Consider the following 17,585-nt stretch of genomic DNA (forward strand, 5'->3'; position numbering starts at 1 on the left):
TCTTTAACTTACACCATATTCTTTATAATATGCGTCGAAAGAAGCCTTCAGCCGCTCATCAATGATAATCTGTCCTTTATACGGTTTTTGATACAGGTTCTCTGTCACTTCCGCCATCGTCACGATTGCACGGGCTGGGAATCCATACTTCTCCTGAATCTCTTCTAACGCACTCCTTGTCGTCTTTCCCCTTTCCATTCGATTGAGGGAGACGATAAGGCCTTTGATTTCAACATCCCCTTGTGCCTTTATGATCGGAAAGGTCTCCTCGATGGATTTACCGGAAGTGGTGACGTCTTCGATAATCACAACCCTGTCTTTGTCATGGATCGGACAGCCCAGCAATATTCCCGCATCGCCATGATCTTTTATTTCTTTCCGGTTGGAACAATACCTTACATCCACACCGTAAAGTTCGCTGATCGCCATAGATGTCGCAACTGCAAGCGGAATTCCCTTATAAGAAGGACCAAACAGCACATCAAAATCCAGTCCAAAGTTGTCATGGATCGCTTTTGCGTAATACTCCCCAAGTTTTTTCAACTGCGTTCCTGTTACATAAGCACCAGCATTCATGAAAAACGGCGATTTTCTTCCGCTTTTTAACGTAAAATCCCCAAATTTCAAAGCACTGCTGTCTATCATAAATTCAATAAATTCCTTTTTATATTCTTCCATCCGTTTTCGCCTTTCTTTGTTATATGCAATTCTAACACAGCTGTTATGCTATGTGAAGTCTGAATCAAAAAAGCTGATTTCTGGCCAGTGTCCAGTATACTTCCTCACATCTTTCGATATCCCGAACCGGTACAGATTCGTCCGGTTTATGTGCCAGCTCCAAGTCTCCCGGTCCGTAAGACATACAATTGTGATTATGCAGTCTGCCTGCGATCACCGCTGTATCAGAATAACCCGGGAAGAATGATACTTCCGAAGAAGCTCCTGTCTCCTCACATGCTCTCTTAAGAGCCCGCAGCAAAACAGAGTTCTCATCCTTTTCAATAAAAGGACGATCTCCGGTAATTTTCCAGGATACATGAATTCCTTTTACCTGCAGGGAAGCCTCTTTGACAGATTCCTCCACAATACTGACAGCGGCATCGGTATCGACAGGCGGAACCAGACGCATATCAATCCATACTCTGCAGGAATCCGGTACGACATAAGGGCGATACCCACCTTCGATCTGTCCAAAGGTCACTGTGGATATTCCAAGATCCTTATGCCTGGGACACATCTCAATTCTGTGCCTGATATTGGAAATAATCTCAGCCATTCCTGCGATAGCATCTACACCCTTCCATGGAGTACTTGCATGTGCAGTGACCCCTGAAACGGTAAGTTCAAACCAGGTGCGCCCTTTATGTGCGACTTCAATCCGCTTGCCTGTAGGCTCAGTGTCAAGTATCAGGCAGTCTTTATCAACCCATCCATCTGCAAGGACAGCTTCACTGCCGCGCATGAAGTCCTCCTCATCAACAGTGCCTATAAATAAAAATGTACGTTTTGGCTTCCTGCCCTTTGCCGCCTCTTCGGCCGCTCTTTTAAAAGCAGTCAGAGCACAGGCAAGACCGGACTTCATGTCGCAGGCACCTCTGCCATAGATTCTGCCATTCTTCTCTTCGGCACTTAATGGACCCGCATTTGTCCAGCCCTCGCCCAGCATAACCGTATCCATATGGCAGATGTAGACAAGTGCAGGCAGATCTTTATTTCCCTCTATCGCTGCCATGATATTATATCTCCCCGGCAGAACTTCTTTTTTTATAACCGGAAGCTGAAGCTTTGAAAGCCAGCTGAAGATATAGTCACCAATCTGCCCCTCATAATTACCCGGATCGGAACTATCAATACGTATTAATTTTTTAGTCAGTTCAATTGCATCTTTTTGATACTGATTCAACAGAATCACTTCCCTTTCTTCTCATCGATCAACAGCACCAATCAATTCATTAATGTCATTTATTTTATTAGTTATCATATAGTCTTTTATCCCTTTTACAACCTCCTGCGCTGCATAAGGATGATAGAAGTTTGCAGTCCCAACCGATATAGCAGATGCTCCCGCCAGCAAAAACTCAAGTGCATCCTCTGCGTCTGCGATTCCTCCCATTCCTATCACAGGGATATCGACTGCATGTGCCGCCTGATAAACCATCCGCACTGCGACAGGCTTTACTGCGGGTCCGGAAAGTCCTCCGGTTTTATTTGCCAGCGCAAATGTCCTTTTGTATATATCAATCTTCATGCCTGTGATCGTATTAATCAGAGACAATGCATCGGCTCCACCATATTCTGCCGCTTTAGCCATCCCAGAGATATCTGTCACGTTTGGAGATAATTTCATAATCACCGGCTGACCGGCATATTTTTTCACCTCACGTGTAATCGCTTCTACGGCTCTTGGATCCTGTCCAAACGCAATTCCCCCCTCCTTTACATTCGGACAGGAAATATTGATCTCCAGCATATCCACGTCTTCATCAGACAGACGCTCAACTACTTCACAGTAATCAGCAACAGTCTTTCCACAGACATTTACAATTATTTTTGTATCATATTTTCTAAGGAAAGGCAGATCCCTGTCACAGAAGACCTCAACCCCGGGATTTTGCAGGCCGATTGCATTTAACATGCCGCCATATACTTCTGCGATCCTTGGAGTCGGATTGCCAGGCCAGGGGATATTAGAAACCCCCTTAGTCGTCAAGGCTCCCAAAATATTCAAATCCACGAATTCGCTGTATTCTTCACCGGAGGCAAATGTTCCAGAGGCTGTCGTCACAGGATTGTTCCATGTTACACCGGCTATGTCAACTTTCATATTCATCTATATTTCCACCTCCGAAGCATTGAATACAGGACCATCTTTGCAAATTCTTTTATTATGAACATTAGAATGACTGTCCACCTCTTTTGTCTTGCAGACACAGGCAAGGCAGGCACCGACTCCACAGGCCATCCGCTCTTCCAAAGACAGATAACATTCAATATGATGCTCCGCTGCATACGCCTTGACCGCACGAAGCATCGGCGTCGGACCACAGGCAAAGATAATATCTCCGTTGAGATGATGTTTGGATATGGCATCCATGACATTTCCCCTTGTCCCAATACTCCCATCCTCAGTGGCAATAAATACCTCTCCGGATTTTTTTAACTCATCCGTCAAAAAAATGTCCCCATCTCTATATCCAAGAATGATTTTGTTATCATTGCCACCAGCAAGCGCTCTGGCAAGCTCTACCATAGGCGGAATTCCGATTCCGCCTCCGATAATCAGTACTCTTTTACCCTGTACCCCCTGAAGCGGAAAACCGTTGCCAAGAACACCCATAACCGAGGCTTTATCTCCCGTGTGAAGCATGGATAATTCTCTGGTTCCTGCCCCTGCCACTCGATATACAATCCGAAGGGCACCTTTTTCTTTATCAACCTCACATAAACTGATGGGGCGAGGCAGAAGCCTGGCCCCATCAGCACAGTATAGAGAAAGGAACTGACCGGGTTTGGCTGCTGCCGCCATTTCCCTTTCATCAAGCCACATACTATAGATCGCCGGTGCCACCTCCTCCTGAGAGATTACTGTGCTCCATGTTTTTTTTCTCATATTCCGGCCTCCAGCGCACCATTGATATCCGAAATCATAGCCAAAACTGCAGCTCGCGATGCTTCCTCAAAATGTTCCGGCCCATACTGACTATAGCTATCCTGCAGATAAGCGGCGATAATTCCTCTCGAAGAATTAACAATAGCTCCCAGTCCGTCTTCATTGAAAAAGTGTATGAGATCTTTTCCACGTCCTCCCTGGGCACCATATCCCGGAACCAGAATATAAGACTTCGGCATAATCTTTCTTAAAGCCTGACCTTGCTCCGGATATGTGGCACCCACCACTGCGCCGACATCGCTATAATTTCCACTCATCAACTCCATTCCCCAGGCCGCCACTTTTTCACCGACTAATTCATATAGATGTCTGTGATCCTCGAGCATCTGATCCTGAAAATCTCCACTTGACGGATTCGAAGTCTTCACAAGAATAAACAGTCCCTTATTCTCTTTTTTGCAGACATCTATGAAAGGTTTTATTCCGTCAATTCCCAGATAAGGATTAACTGTGGCAAAATCCTCATGAAAAGGTGAGAATTCCTGATCCTCTATGCGGACATTTCCCAGATGGGCCGTGGCATAGGCCTGCGAGGTAGAACCGATATCCCCGCGCTTGATATCCCCGATCACAATCAGGCCCTTCTTCTGACAATAAGATATAGTCTTTTCATAAGCTTGCATGCCCCAAATTCCAAATTGCTCATACATGGCAATCTGAGGCTTTACAGCGGGTATCAGATCATAAATCGCATCTATGATTTTTTTGTTATACTGCCAGATACCCTCTGCAGCACCTTCCAATGTCTTACCATATCTCGCATATGCTTTTGTCTTTATATGTTTTGGCACATACTCAAGCATCGGATCAAGTCCGACAACAATAGGTGCTTTTGTCTTCTTGATTTTCTCGATCAGTTGATCTATCATCTGTTTCTCCTTTATCGTATGTTTACTGTAAATCAGCATCGCTCTCTTCAGACTGACTGTAGACAACTTTCCCGTCACAAATCGTATAGGAAACTCTTCCAGTCACTTTTTTGCCATGAAAGGGTGTGTTCTTTCCCTTCGAGACAAAAGTCGATGTGTCTATCACGTATTCAGCCTCCGGGTCTATAATCGTAATGTCGGCGTCCATCCCCTCAGCAATGGATCCTTTTTTATCCTGTCTGATCACTCTTGCCGGTCGATAGCTCATCTTTTCCGCCATCTGCATCCATGTGATAACCCCTGGTTTCACAAGTTCTGTAATGGTAAGGGCAACACTGGTCTCCAAACCCACAATTCCAAACGGTGCATCTTCCATCCCTTGTTCTTTCTCTTCGGCACTGTGCGGGGCATGATCTGTACTGATAATATCAAATACATCTTCGTTCAGTCCCTTTCGCAGATATTCCAGGTCTTCTCTTGTTCGAAGCGGTGGATTCATCTTATAGTTTGTATCCCCCTCTTTCATATCATCACTGCTTAATGTAAAATGGTGCGGGCATACCTCTGCTGTAACCTGCATGCCTGCCTCCTTTGCGGCTTTTACCATATAGTAGCAGTTCTTTGTAGAGCAGTGGCACAAGTGGAGAGGTACACCGACTTCGTCTGCTAAGATAATATCTCTGGCTACAATTACATCCTCTACCGCATTCGTGATTCCCGGCAGATGCCAGGCTCTTGAAATCTCATCCTCATTCATACAGCCGCCCTGGACCAGATTTTTATCTTCACAGTGAGCGAATACCGGAAGATGGCACTGTCTGGCTAAAATCATCGCATCTTTATAAACGCGCGTATTCATCACTGATTTCCCATCTTCAGTAATTGCGGCTATCCCAGCTTTTGCCATTCCTCTGATATCAGCGGGCTCCTCTCCTTTCATCCCCTTAGTGACACATCCTGTCTGCAGAACATGAACAGGAGACAACTTTTTGGCCTTTACCGTTACATAATTCACCCTGTCAGAAGAATCAATGGGCGGTTTTGTGTTCGGCATGGCGACAATTGTGGTAAAACCACCCTTTGCGGCAGCACGCGAACCTGTCGCGATATCTTCTTTATAAGTAAATCCCGGATCTCTGAGATGTACATGCAGATCAATCAGTCCGGGCATCACAAGGTGTCCGGAAGCATCAATTACACGATCCACATCTATCTTAAGGTCCTTTCCGATTTTCATCACTTTATTATTCTCTATAAATACATCACAGATGTCATCAAGTTTCGTCGCAGGATCAATAACCCGCCCATCTTTAATCAACAGACTCATAGCGATCTTCTACCCCTTTTCGACCAGAAATTTCATTTCTTGTTTCACTAAAGAGTATACAAGAAAAATTAAGACAATTCAATCTTTTTCCTTGACTTTTCTTCATCTTGAGATTATAATGAATTTTAGCAAACGGAATTGTGGATATATATCAGTCACTAGTTATTAGAGATTATATTAGGATTCACGAATATAGTCTGTAATAGCTAGTGAATTTTTATATTATGGGATTTCAAAAAAGTTTCCCGTTTCAAAAAGTCGCTTGCTTTACTATTTATTTTTTTAATGTTATGGAGGTAACAACATGAACGGAACAGTAAAATGGTTCAACGCAGAAAAAGGCTATGGTTTTATCACTGGAGAAGACGGCTCAGATGTATTCGTACACTTCTCAGCTATCCAGGGTGACGGATTCAAATCCCTCGAAGAAGGCCAGGCCGTAACTTACGATTTGGTTGAAGGCAACCGTGGCATGCAAGCGGCTAACGTAGAAAAATGCTAATCTGATTGCAATCAAAAAAGAGCAGATGCGAAAGCATCTGTTCTTTTTTGATTAGTTAATTCCATTCAGGTAATCCGAAACTGCGGTCATGTCCATCTCCGTTGTTGTCGTAGCGGATGCACTTCCGGCTTCCACATTCTTATACACGGCAACGCTGAACCAAACAACCAATGCCGCAAGCACAACAGCTGCTGCTCCATATCCAAGACGGTGAATCCATCTCTCTTTCTGTATCGTCTTTACACGGTTGTTTTTTACCTGTTGGTCTGCTTTTGTTTTTTTCTGGCTCATCATGTAATCTCCTTTTTTACAACTTTTTTCAGTATACTACATGTCAGAAAAATTTACAATACTACTATGACGCCTCCGTCATTTGCATACATAGTACTTACCCCTCCTGTATCAAGGATGTAAGAATCTTTTACCTTTATTCTTTTCTTAATCGCATCAAGCACCATCTGGGCCCTCTCGGGACAATTACAGTGTGAAATCGCAAGTGTTCGCTGTTCACTGTCAACTGCTCTTTCCACAATCAGATCAACCATCTTCACCAGTGCCTTATTAATCCCTCTGGCCTGATCAAACTGACAGATCTCCCCTTCCGGTGTAGCTCCGCAGATTGGCTTAATCTTAAGAGCCGATGCAAAAAAAGCTTTGAAGTTGCTGAGACGGCCGTTTTTTCTGAGTGTTTCCAGATTTTCAACAACAAAATACGTATTCTGGCTGTGAATATATCTTTCAACCTCTTCTACAACCTTCTGAAAGGGCATATCCTGCTCTTCACATTCTATAATCTTTTGTGCAATTAATGTCTGACCAACAGAAGCTGATCTGGAATTAAAGACATGTATCTTTATGTCCGGAACATGATCCAATGCCATGGACTGACCTAAAACTGCACTGTTATAAGATCCGCTGAGCTCTGCCGAAAGCGTAACTGCATAATGATGAGTTTCTCCTGTCATATAACTGTCATAATAAAATTTTGGCGAAGGGCAGGAAGACTTCGGACATTCCGGTGTTGCTGCAACTTTCTCCAGAAAATAATTCTGGTCGAAAGTATCGTCATCTATGAATGTCTCTCCTCCAACTTCAAGAGTTAAGGGTGCTGATATGACTCTTTGGTCTTTTTTCATCCGGGGTGTAAGCTCCCCACAGCTATCTATTACTATATTAAAGCTCATGTAGTTGCCTCCATTTATCATTGCTCTGTAATGTAGTTTTCATAACCACATGTTAGATATACTATAACATATATTTCTGCGATTTGCAAAGCCTTTTTTACCCGTAATTCCCTTGCGAAATATCAAAATAAAAGGTATACTAACAGTCAGTATCAGCAAAGTGTGGGAAGCCACAGGCAAACCAGTGCTCTTTTTCATGCTTGCATGAAAAAGGCATAATTCCTACGAACAAACATGAGAAAGGATTCACTCTTATGCGTTACATTATCAATAAAGAACTTCAGGCGGTATCCGATGACACGATTACTGACCCGCAAGACGAAATTCTTGAAATACTAGACGAAAATCAGGCAAGAATCAACAGCAAGAATCTATGCTATCAAAGGGAACTTCTTCGTACTTTGGACGAGACCATCTCCTATTGTAAGATAGAGATGCTGCCCAAAGCTGTAATTGGAACTTTGCTGATTCCAGATAAACAGACCCCTCACACATCTACGATATCTGTGCAGTTTTATTATGAACAAAAGCATCTTATTATCATAGATGATGCAAAGCATCTGTCGGATACGAAAGCACTTCTTCTCGACAAATCCTTTGCCTCAATTGACGACAGTTATCGCTTTTTCTTTGAGTTTCTGGAGTCATTGATCGATGGAGATACCGTTTTTCTTCAAAACTATGAGAGACGGCTTGCGACCATGGAAGAATCTATGTCAGATATCCTTCCGAAAGAGCTGAGCATGGATGTCACGAAAGACCGCCGTGAACTCCTTTTGTATCACTCTTATTACCAGCAGCTGATGGACATGTTTGAAATTCTCTCAGAAAATATCACCCACTTTTTTCCGGATGAATATTCTTCACAATTTCAACGCCTTCTTGGCAGAGTAGACCGACTCTATGACAACACGCAGATGCTTCGTGAATATGCTCATCAGATTAGAGAGATGCAGCAGTCCCGGATTGATCTGCACCAGAATGATACGATGAGGATTCTGACTGTAGTCACCACAATTTTCTTCCCTCTTTCTCTGATCACCGGATGGTATGGTATGAATTTTAACAACATGCCTGAACTTTCTCACCCATTTGGCTATTTTATTCTGATTATCATCTGTGCAGTAATCGTTATCGGAGAAATTATATACTTTAAAAAGAAAGGATGGCTGTAACATGATCGCACTTACCGTAAGAAGCCTGAAGGCTTTTATGAATAGTCTCCTGATTGCTGATACCTTCGACTGTTTTCAGGTTTCGGAGGCGACAATCACCACCTTTACCACCTTCTCCATAGACGGGATACTTCACCCTGACTTTTATGGATCAGATAGATCTGAAGAAATACAAACATCTGGAAGGATTCAGGTCCTCTGGAAAGAAATCAAACCCTATTGCTTCTCTGTCATAAAGGGAAAGCATACCCCCCTCTCCTTCAAATTCGTTCTTCAGCTTCCAAAGAAAGAGACTTTAGATCTGATTGAAAAAAGCGGTCTTCCTATCAAAGGGGATGACCTCTTCGGACTCTATGTAAATTGTCAGTATAATGGTGATACACTGACACTCACCACCGGCACTTCTCTTCGTGTATTTACACTGGACAAATCTTTAGATCATGCCTGGGATCAGAAACTTAAAAGTTTTCTGAGCAGTCAGAATATCGAAGTATGCGAAAATTAAATCAAAGCAGCTTTCACCGCATAAAAAAGACCGGAATCTCTTTTGAGAATTCCGGTCTTTTGACCCTGGTATCATATCACTTTGTAAGCACCATCATAATTTCGTTGCTGCGATTGATAAATTTTGTCATCTGCTCCGGTGCCAGTGGCTTATTTCCAAGGCATGCAAGATCATAAAGCTGTTCACAGATCATACCTGCATGTTCTCCGTCAGCATGTTCGAACAGATATTTTACAAGTGGATGATTCGCATTTAATACAAGATTTTCTGTTCCGCCAAACATCGACGGGTCGCTTCCTGCCATGCCATACATCTTCATCATGTCCTGCATACGACGAGTTTCTTCTGATATAGTAAGCATAGAAGAGATGTTCTGATTTTTCAGATTTTCTACCTTTATTTCAAGATTGGACTTATTCAATGTTTTCTTAAACAAATCACCCAATGCAGTTGTCTCTTCAGAAAGATCCACTGAATTATCTTTCAGATCTTCCGTCAAATCGGCATCAATTCTCTGGAATTTCACTTCTTCATTGATACGTTCAACATGAGAAATGAATGAAGAATCAATATTATGTTTCAGAATCACCGCATCTTTGTTCTCTTCACGGAACATGTTGATGTACTGGCTTTGTTGTGTCTCATCAGTGACATAATAAATGGTCGTCTTATCAGGCTCTTTTTCTTCTTTATTTTCTTCAGAATCTTTATTTTCTTCGGAATCTCCCTTTTCTGAAGGTTCTTTTAATTTTTCATCGGAAGAGCTCTCTGTCTTGACTGTTTCCTCATCGGTTTCTTGCGGTTTTTTGTTCTCTGTTAGGCAGTCTGTAAGAGTCAGATATTTGCCATCTATGTTCTTGTAGAGAATATAGTCCATCATCTTACCGGAGAATTTCTCATCCTTGATACATCCGAACTTAATAAAAGGGCTGATGTCATCCCAGTATTTTTCATAGTTATCACGATCTGTTTTACACATACCGCTTAACTTGTCCGCAACCTTCTTAGAGATATAGTCTGCGATTTTCTTTACGAATCCATCATTTTGCAGAGCACTCCTTGACACATTCAGCGGGAAGTCAGGGCAGTCGATCACGCCTTTTAACAGCATCAGATACTCTGGAATCACTTCTTTGATATTGTCTGCAATAAACACCTGATTGTTGTATAATTTGATCGTTCCTTCTATCGAATCATACTCTGTATTAATTCTCGGGAAATATAAGATCCCTTTCATATTAAACGGATAATCCATATTCAGATGAATCCAAAACAGCGGTTCACGGTAATCGTTGAAGACCTTGCGGTAGAATTCTTTATAATCTTCATCGGTGCAGTCATTCGGATGTTTTGTCCAAAGAGGATGGATATCACTAATCGACACCGGACGCTTATTGATTTTTACTGTTTCTTTTGCAGGAGATACTTCGACAACTTCCTTCTCTCCATCTTCATTTTCACGTTCTTCGGTCTTAGCATCCTCGTGAATGTGCTCAACGACAACATCGTCTTCCCGTAAATCACTCTCATCAATAGTCTCATATTCCTGAGGGGCATCTGCCTTAGAAAGAAAGATCTCAACTGGCATAAATGAACAGTATTTTTCCAAAACTTCACGCATACGGTATTCGTTGGCAAATTCAAGACAGTCTTCGTTCAGAAACAATGTGATTTCTGTTCCGACAGTTTCTTTTGTGCCGTCTTTCATATCATACTCCGTGCTGCCGTCACACTCCCAGTGTACAGGAGCACTGTCAGGCTGGCAGGAAAGTGTGTCGATATGAACATCATCAGCCACCATAAACGCTGAATAAAATCCCATGCCAAAGTGGCCGATAATCTGATCTTTATCCGTCTTATCTTTATATTTTTCCAGAAACTCAGTTGCACCGGAAAAAGCGATCTGAGTGATATACTCTTCCACTTCCTGTGCGGTCATTCCTATACCATTGTCGATAAACTTTAAGGTTTTATCTTCTGGGTTTACAATGACATCAATCTTTGGCTTATAATCCTCGGGAAACTGATAATCACCAATCACTTCCAGTTTTTTTAACTTTGTAATTGCATCACAGCCATTCGATACCATCTCACGCACAAAAATATCGTGATCAGAATACATCCATTTTTTAATAATCGGGAAAATATTATCGCTGTTAATCGAAAGATTTCCATGTTTTTCTGCCATGGCTTTACACTCCTTTTTCTCTTATTCCTTTTTTCGGATTTCAAAAGTCATGGCAAATCCCGCGACAGGAAATGTCAGACCTACAACCCTGATATCTTATATATTAGTCCTTTCTACTGTAAAAGTCAATAGAAAATTAGCACTCAATTTAATCGAGTGCTAATAATAACCGATGCCCGGACGGCATAAAAATGTCTTTTTACCTTAGCATCATCCGAATCAGCTTTTCTTTTCTCTTTCCGTAAGGCGGATAGCGCAGAGGAATATCAATCCGCGAGGAGCTCTTCACAATACTCTTACTATGGGTAAATGTTTCATAGGATTTCTTTCCATGATAACTGCCCATACCACTGGATCCGACCCCACCAAAGCCCATGCGGGAAGTGGCAAGATGAATAATTGTGTCATTGATACATCCTCCCCCGAATGAAAGATTCATAATCTCTTGTTCAACCTTTGGATTTTTTGTAAAAAGGTATAGTGCCAAGGGCTTTTCCCTTTTTGAGATAAAAGCATCTGCGTCACTTATAGTTTTATATGTCAAGACAGGAATAAGGGGTCCGAAGATCTCCTCTTGCATCACAGGCTCACTCTCATTCACCGGATACAAGATGGTCGGTTCAATCTTAAGAGTGTCCCTGCTATAATTCCCGCCGAAGAATACTTCGCCGTGATTTAGCAGACCGAGTAGTCTTTCAAAATGCTTTTCATTAATAATTCTGGGGTAATCTGAATTTTCAAATATATTTCCATACATCTTTTTTGTCCAGTGTATCAAATGTTCAAGAAATTTATCAATTACAGATTCCTGTACCAGACAATAATCCGGAGCGACACATGTCTGTCCGGAATTTAGGAACTTGCCGAATACAACTCGTTTTGCCGCCAGATTCAGGTCCGCAGATTCCTCTATAATACAGGGACTTTTCCCCCCAAGTTCCAGAGAAACCGGGGTCAGATGTTCGGAGGCTTTTTCCATTACAATCTTTCCTACAGCAACACTCCCGGTAAAAAATATATAGTCGAACCGCTGATTTAAAAGTTCCGTGTTCTCATCGCGTCCGCCTTCCACGACGGCTGCGTACTTTTGGGGAAAAATTTCAGAAATCAGACGGCAGATAACGCTTGAAGTATGACTGGCATATGCAGACGGTTTGACAATACAGCAGTTTCCCGCGGCAATAGCACCAATCAAAGGTTCCATGCTAAGCATAAAAGGATAGTTCCATGGTGATAGAATAAGAACAAGTCCATAAGGTTCTGTTCTCACAAAACTTCTGGCAGGAAACTGTGCCGGCGAGCTTAACACCGTTTTGTCCCTATCCCAGAAAGGAAGGTGTTTCCTGACATATGACAGTTCTGAGTAAACCATACCAATTTCAGCCATATAAGATTCACAGTTCGATTTTTTGAGATCCTTTCTCAGTGCCTCTTGTATCAGCCTTTCATTTCTTTTGATTGCCTTTTGCAGGCATGTCAATGCCTTCAGGCGGAAATCAAGAGATTTTGTCCCTCCAAAATTGTAAAATTTTCTCTGTTCTTCAACAAGCTCCCTAATCTCCTGCATATTGCACGCTCCTTTATTTTGATCCGGTTCTTAACGCTTATCCCTCAACGATAAGATATTTTCCGCTCGGCAGAGCAAACACCTCGGACGCCTCTTCCAGATCTGCATCCTCCATACCATCGACATCCATACCGCTCTCCTTTAGATAAGATCGAACATCGTCGATTGTATCAATAACTGCTGCCATACAATCTTCGAGGAAAGCCTCCGCTTCCTCCGGATTTTCTGCCACATTCTCATTAAAAAGTTGTCCCTGATTTTTTAAAAAAATATCCAGACACTCATCGCTGTATTCATTCATTTTCATTTCTCCTTCATATTACATCTATCTATTCAAGCAGTTTTAAAATCTGCAGAGGACTGTCGATAATCGCATCTGCATGATTATCTTCGAGCTCTTTTCTGGGGCGAAATCCCCAGGTGACTCCGACTGTGAACATTTTAGCAGCTTTGCCGGTTTTCATGTCAGTATTTGTATCCCCAAAATACAGTACTTCATTCCTGTTAACACCAAATCTCTTTGCAATTGTAAGTGCTCCCGTCGGATCCGGCTTTTTAGGCACCTCATCCGACTGCCCCTGAATCCAGTCGAATGTATCTTTACCAAAAATACTTGTCACTACAAAGATAGCTGCCTCATGAGGCTTGTTGGAGAGAACCGCCATCATAATTCCCCTTTCCTTTAGCTCTCTCAGCAAGCCAGGAATCTCAGGGTATGGTGTTACATGATACAATGCATGACTGTCAAAGTAATCTCTCGTTATGGGAATTCCCTCGTTCAGATGCAGACATTTCTCATCACCTGCCGCAATAAGAGCCCTTTTCAATGCCAGATCGATACCATCACCGGCATAAAAATTATATTCTTCAACCGGTCGCGGGGCAAAGCCAAGGCATTTAAGGGTGTGATTTACTCCATGTGCAATCGATTCAACTGTATCAGCCAAAGTACCGTCCAAATCAAATATACAAGCTTTTATCATCAAAAATCCTTTCTAAAAAAGCTAAAAGTAAGAGCCCATACTGGAACTTTCTGCTTTTCTCTCAGTATATCACGTGGTGGTTTATGGTTGCAAGATAGGATTTTTTCAATTATACTTGTCCTTGCAGCTGTATTAACAAGGATACTTGAAAAATGATAAGGAGTTTTCATGGAACCAAAAATTCTTTTTACTGATTTGGATGATACTTTATTGAATTCGGATAAAATTGTCACAAAAGATAATATAGAAGCAATGAATCAGATGCTGAATGCAGGGCACAAACTGGTACTGAACACAGGACGTCCTCTGCTCGCCTGCAAAAATGTAGAAAATCAGCTGGACCTGAAAAGAAAAGGATGTTTTATATCGGCTTTTAATGGCGGACAAATCTATGACTGTTATACAAGAAAGACGCTTTACAAACGCACGATCCCTATCGAATACACAAGACACATCTTTCATGAGACAGGAAAAGCTGGGATCTACTGCCAGACCTACTCAAACGAAGGTGTTCTTGCAAGAGAAATGACTCCGGAACTATCTCATTATGTCAGCGAGACACATACGCCCTATAAAATCATTCAAGATCTTCCAGATTGTCTTGAGGAAGAACCTGTAAAAATTTTGGCCGTACATATGTCGGATGACCGCAGTGTACTCGACAGTTATCGTAAAGCTTTAAGTGGATGGGCCGCAGATAAAATCTCCACCTTCTATTCAGATTCCTGGTATCTGGAACACGTACCTTACGGAATCTCCAAAGGTTCTGCTGTTTCATTTCTCTGTAGACATCTGAATATTCCAACGTCTTTGACTGTCGCTGTTGGAGACGAGGAAAATGATATCGCTATGATCAAAACAGCACATGTAGGGGCAGCCATGTCTAATGCGACATCGCAGGTCAAGTCCTGCTCGAATTATATTACAAAAAATGACTGCAATCACAGCGGAGTTGCCGAGATTATAGATCGCTTTATATTATGATGATACCAGGGTCAAAAGGTCCTGCGTTTCATGCTTGCATGAAAAAGCATGACCTTGGGACCCGAACAAACATGAGAAAGCAACCCGATTAGGGTGTATTTCGAATGTTTGTAGGGTGCTGAACATCCAGTGGATGTTCGTTTAGCACCGACCGGAGCGGAGCGAAGATACGTGAGCACAAAGTGCGAAGTAATCCGTGTATCATAGGGGGTCAAAAGGTCCTGCGTTTCATACTCATATAAAGAAAATTGGTAATTTTGCTTTCTTTTTCTTAAAAACAGTGTATACTATGAAAGTATGGTGATCTATTTATACACTTAAGACCTTTTTTATTGGAAAGGAGAAATATTCTTTATGTCAAAAAAAGTTGGAAAAGCTATTGCCGGAATCGCCTGTGCCGGCGTTGCTGCCGGTGCAGTGCTGGCATATCTGAAATCTTTGAAAGACAGTGAATCCTCCGAGGTCAATGATTTTGATGATTTCTCGGATGAGTTTGAAACACATGAACGTAATTACACTACTATTCCTAAGGATGTGGAACAAGCTGCCAAATCCGTAAAGAAAAAAGCAAAAAACGTTGCAGAAGATATAAAATCTGCAGCAAAGGATATATCTGAGGATATAAATCCAAAGGATCCTTCCGACCATATGAAGGATGCAGCTTGTAACATCAAAGATGCGGCGGGACATGTGAAACAGGCAGCACAAAATACAGCTGACAAAGTAAAGGAAGAGACCGAAGAGGCTGTTAAAAAAGCAGAAGATATTTCAGAAGATATTTTCAAAACAGATAAAACAGAATAATACAGTCGGTAAAACGGCATAAAAATAGCAGCTGCTATTAGGCTCATTCTAATTCAGCTGCTATTCTTATTATTCTTTTTTAGGAATTTTAAAAGAACTCTTTAATGATACAATGCGATTAAACACCAGTGCTCCTGGTCTCGAGTCATGCGAATCTACACAAAAAAATCCATTGCGTACAAACTGAAACTTATCATAAGGTTTTGCATTTAAAAATCCGGCTTCCAGCCTACAGTCATCTATTGTTGTAAGGGAATCCGGATTCAGGTTCAGTGAACCATCTTCATTATAGACACCCTTGTCCTCATCAATAATGTTCTCATACAGACGGCACTGTGCCAGGACTGCCGTTTCTGCCTCTACCCACTGAATAGTACCTTTAACTTTTCGTCCGTCAGGAGAGTTACCACCTCTGGACTTTGGATCATACGTACAGTGAATCTCCGTGATGATTCCGTCCTCATCCTTTTTTAAACCTGTACATGTTACGAAGTAAGCATTCATCAGTCTTACTTCATTTCCGGGGTACATGCGGAAGTATTTTTTCGGTGGTTCCTCCATGAAGTCATCTCTTTCAATATATAGCTCTCGTCCGAATATAACTTTTCTGCTGCCGAGATTGGGATTCTCCATGTTGTTAGGCACTTCCAGCTCTTCTTTTTTATCCTTTGGATAATTATCAATTACAAGTTTTACCGGATGCAAAACTCCCATCATCCTTGGTGCCTTTTTCTTCAGATCCTCACGGATACAATAATCAAGCATCGCATAATCGACAGAACTGTTCGCCTTGGACACTCCGACAAGCTCGACAAACATGCGGATGGATTCCGGTGTGAAGCCACGTCTTTTGAGTGCCGCGATGGTAACCAGCCGGGGATCATCCCAGCCGTCCACGATGCCTTCTTCCACCAGTTTTTTAATGTAACGCTTTCCGGTTACTACATTGGTCAGATAAAGTTTTGCAAATTCAATCTGGCGAGGAGGCATCTGATATTCTACCTCCCGGACCACCCAGTTATACAGCGGGCGGTGATCCTCGAACTCCAGCGTACAACAGGAATGTGTAATCCCTTCAATTGCATCTTCAATCGGATGAGCAAAATCATACATCGGATAGATGCACCATTTGTCTTTTGTATTGTGATGTGTCATATGTGCGACCCGGTAAATCACTGGATCCCTCATATTGATATTCGGAGATGCCATATCAATCTTTGCACGCAATACCTTGCTTCCATCCGGATACTTTCCGTCTTTCATATCCTCAAAGAGTTTCAGATTCTCATCAATACTCCGGTTCCTGTATGGACTTTCCTTCCCGGGTTCCTTTAACGTCCCCCGATACTGCCTGATCTCTTCTGCGGATAAATCACAGACAAAAGCCTTTCCCTTCTTAATCAGTTTCAGAGCCGCCTCATACATCTGATCAAAATAGTCCGATGCGAAATACAGGTGATCTTTCCAATCAGCTCCCAGCCACTTGATATCCTCTTTGATTGATTCGACATACTCTGATTTTTCTTTCATCGGATTTGTATCATCAAAACGGAGATGGAACTCTCCGTGATATTCCTGTGCCAGACCATAATTTAAAAGAATTGATTTCGCATGGCCTATGTGCAGATATCCATTGGGCTCCGGTGGAAACCTCGTACATACATGATCATATACTCCATCGGCAAGGTCCTGATCTATGGCCTGCTCTATAAAATTTCTGGATGTAACTTCTTTTTCCATCGAATTTCTCCTCCTAAATGATTATCTGTAGTGTATAAAATCATACCACAAAAAAATACATTTTCAAAGGTTTTTCAAAAAAACATT

At 42.1% G+C, this 17,585-nt stretch carries 18 protein-coding genes; 5 read left to right on the forward strand and 13 right to left on the reverse strand.

Going from position 1 to position 17,585, the window contains the following annotated elements; genetic code table 11:
- Positions 1–3: 3 nt before the first annotated feature.
- From pyrE to INP51_RS08240, 6 genes are all read right to left on the reverse strand, one after another.
- Positions 4–678, reverse strand: coding sequence for an orotate phosphoribosyltransferase (pyrE, locus tag INP51_RS08215; RefSeq protein ID WP_193734404.1), 675 nt, complete (start codon positions 676–678; stop codon positions 4–6).
- 64 nt (positions 679–742) lie between these two features.
- Positions 743–1,903, reverse strand: a complete 1,161-nt coding sequence (locus INP51_RS08220; RefSeq protein WP_193734405.1) for a M20 family metallopeptidase — start codon at positions 1,901–1,903, stop codon at positions 743–745.
- A 21-nt stretch (positions 1,904–1,924) separates the two neighbouring features.
- Entirely contained in the window at positions 1,925–2,830 is a 906-nt protein-coding gene (locus tag INP51_RS08225; protein ID WP_193734406.1) for a dihydroorotate dehydrogenase, read from the reverse strand.
- Entirely contained in the window at positions 2,831–3,610 is a 780-nt protein-coding gene (locus tag INP51_RS08230) for a dihydroorotate dehydrogenase electron transfer subunit (protein ID WP_193734407.1), read from the reverse strand.
- Positions 3,607–4,539: an orotidine-5'-phosphate decarboxylase gene (pyrF, locus tag INP51_RS08235; RefSeq protein WP_193734408.1), complete on the reverse strand. Its 933-nt coding sequence runs from the start codon at positions 4,537–4,539 to the stop codon at positions 3,607–3,609. Before pyrF ends, INP51_RS08230 begins: the two co-directional genes overlap by 4 nt.
- A gap of 22 nt (positions 4,540–4,561) precedes the next feature.
- On the reverse strand, positions 4,562–5,866 hold the full coding sequence (locus INP51_RS08240; RefSeq protein WP_193734409.1) for a dihydroorotase: 1,305 nt from the start codon (positions 5,864–5,866) through the stop codon (positions 4,562–4,564).
- Positions 5,867–6,170: 304 nt separating this feature from the next.
- Here INP51_RS08240 and INP51_RS08245 point away from each other — a divergent pair, with 304 nt between their 5' ends.
- On the forward strand, positions 6,171–6,368 hold the full coding sequence (locus INP51_RS08245) for a cold-shock protein (RefSeq protein WP_193734410.1): 198 nt from the start codon (positions 6,171–6,173) through the stop codon (positions 6,366–6,368).
- Positions 6,369–6,419: 51 nt separating this feature from the next.
- On the opposite strand, the gene INP51_RS08250 is transcribed toward INP51_RS08245, so the two are convergent.
- Both INP51_RS08250 and INP51_RS08255 read right to left on the reverse strand, forming a co-directional pair.
- Positions 6,420–6,662 (reverse strand): hypothetical protein, encoded by a 243-nt coding sequence (locus INP51_RS08250; protein WP_193734411.1) that lies wholly within the window; start codon positions 6,660–6,662, stop codon positions 6,420–6,422.
- Positions 6,663–6,712: 50 nt separating this feature from the next.
- Positions 6,713–7,552, reverse strand: coding sequence for a DegV family protein (locus tag INP51_RS08255; RefSeq protein ID WP_193734412.1), 840 nt, complete (start codon positions 7,550–7,552; stop codon positions 6,713–6,715).
- A gap of 254 nt (positions 7,553–7,806) precedes the next feature.
- Here INP51_RS08255 and INP51_RS08260 point away from each other — a divergent pair, with 254 nt between their 5' ends.
- Both INP51_RS08260 and INP51_RS08265 read left to right on the forward strand, forming a co-directional pair.
- The gene (locus tag INP51_RS08260) at positions 7,807–8,727 is read left to right on the forward strand and encodes a magnesium transporter CorA family protein (RefSeq protein ID WP_193734413.1); all 921 of its coding nucleotides are present in this window, start codon (positions 7,807–7,809) and stop codon (positions 8,725–8,727) included.
- 1 nt (position 8,728) lies between these two features.
- Positions 8,729–9,232: a DUF5721 family protein gene (locus tag INP51_RS08265; RefSeq protein WP_193734414.1), complete on the forward strand. Its 504-nt coding sequence runs from the start codon at positions 8,729–8,731 to the stop codon at positions 9,230–9,232.
- A 76-nt stretch (positions 9,233–9,308) separates the two neighbouring features.
- Here INP51_RS08265 and htpG read toward each other — a convergent pair whose 3' ends face one another.
- The 4 genes from htpG to INP51_RS08285 form a co-directional block, all read right to left on the reverse strand.
- Complete coding sequence (htpG, locus tag INP51_RS08270; RefSeq protein WP_193734415.1) at positions 9,309–11,420, reverse strand: molecular chaperone HtpG; 2,112 nt, start codon at positions 11,418–11,420, stop codon at positions 9,309–9,311.
- 199 nt (positions 11,421–11,619) lie between these two features.
- Positions 11,620–12,987: an aldehyde dehydrogenase gene (locus INP51_RS08275; protein WP_193734416.1), complete on the reverse strand. Its 1,368-nt coding sequence runs from the start codon at positions 12,985–12,987 to the stop codon at positions 11,620–11,622.
- Positions 12,988–13,024: 37 nt separating this feature from the next.
- Positions 13,025–13,288: a glyoxalase gene (locus INP51_RS08280; protein ID WP_193734417.1), complete on the reverse strand. Its 264-nt coding sequence runs from the start codon at positions 13,286–13,288 to the stop codon at positions 13,025–13,027.
- A gap of 28 nt (positions 13,289–13,316) precedes the next feature.
- Positions 13,317–13,970: an HAD family hydrolase gene (locus tag INP51_RS08285; protein WP_193734418.1), complete on the reverse strand. Its 654-nt coding sequence runs from the start codon at positions 13,968–13,970 to the stop codon at positions 13,317–13,319.
- Positions 13,971–14,138: 168 nt separating this feature from the next.
- Between INP51_RS08285 and INP51_RS08290 the strand changes: the two genes are divergently transcribed.
- Positions 14,139–14,954 (forward strand): Cof-type HAD-IIB family hydrolase, encoded by an 816-nt coding sequence (locus tag INP51_RS08290; RefSeq protein ID WP_193734419.1) that lies wholly within the window; start codon positions 14,139–14,141, stop codon positions 14,952–14,954.
- Between the two features lie 354 nt (positions 14,955–15,308).
- Positions 15,309–15,758 carry a hypothetical protein gene (locus tag INP51_RS08295; protein WP_193734420.1) on the forward strand — a complete coding sequence of 150 codons (450 nt, stop codon included), beginning with the start codon at positions 15,309–15,311 and terminating at the stop codon, positions 15,756–15,758.
- A 69-nt stretch (positions 15,759–15,827) separates the two neighbouring features.
- Here the strand turns inward: INP51_RS08295 and INP51_RS08300 are convergent, their stop codons facing one another.
- Positions 15,828–17,498: a glutamine--tRNA ligase/YqeY domain fusion protein gene (locus tag INP51_RS08300; protein WP_193734421.1), complete on the reverse strand. Its 1,671-nt coding sequence runs from the start codon at positions 17,496–17,498 to the stop codon at positions 15,828–15,830.
- Positions 17,499–17,585 lie beyond the last annotated feature (87 nt).

Source organism: Blautia liquoris, assembly GCF_015159595.1.
Lineage (GTDB): Bacteria > Bacillota > Clostridia > Lachnospirales > Lachnospiraceae > Novisyntrophococcus > Novisyntrophococcus liquoris.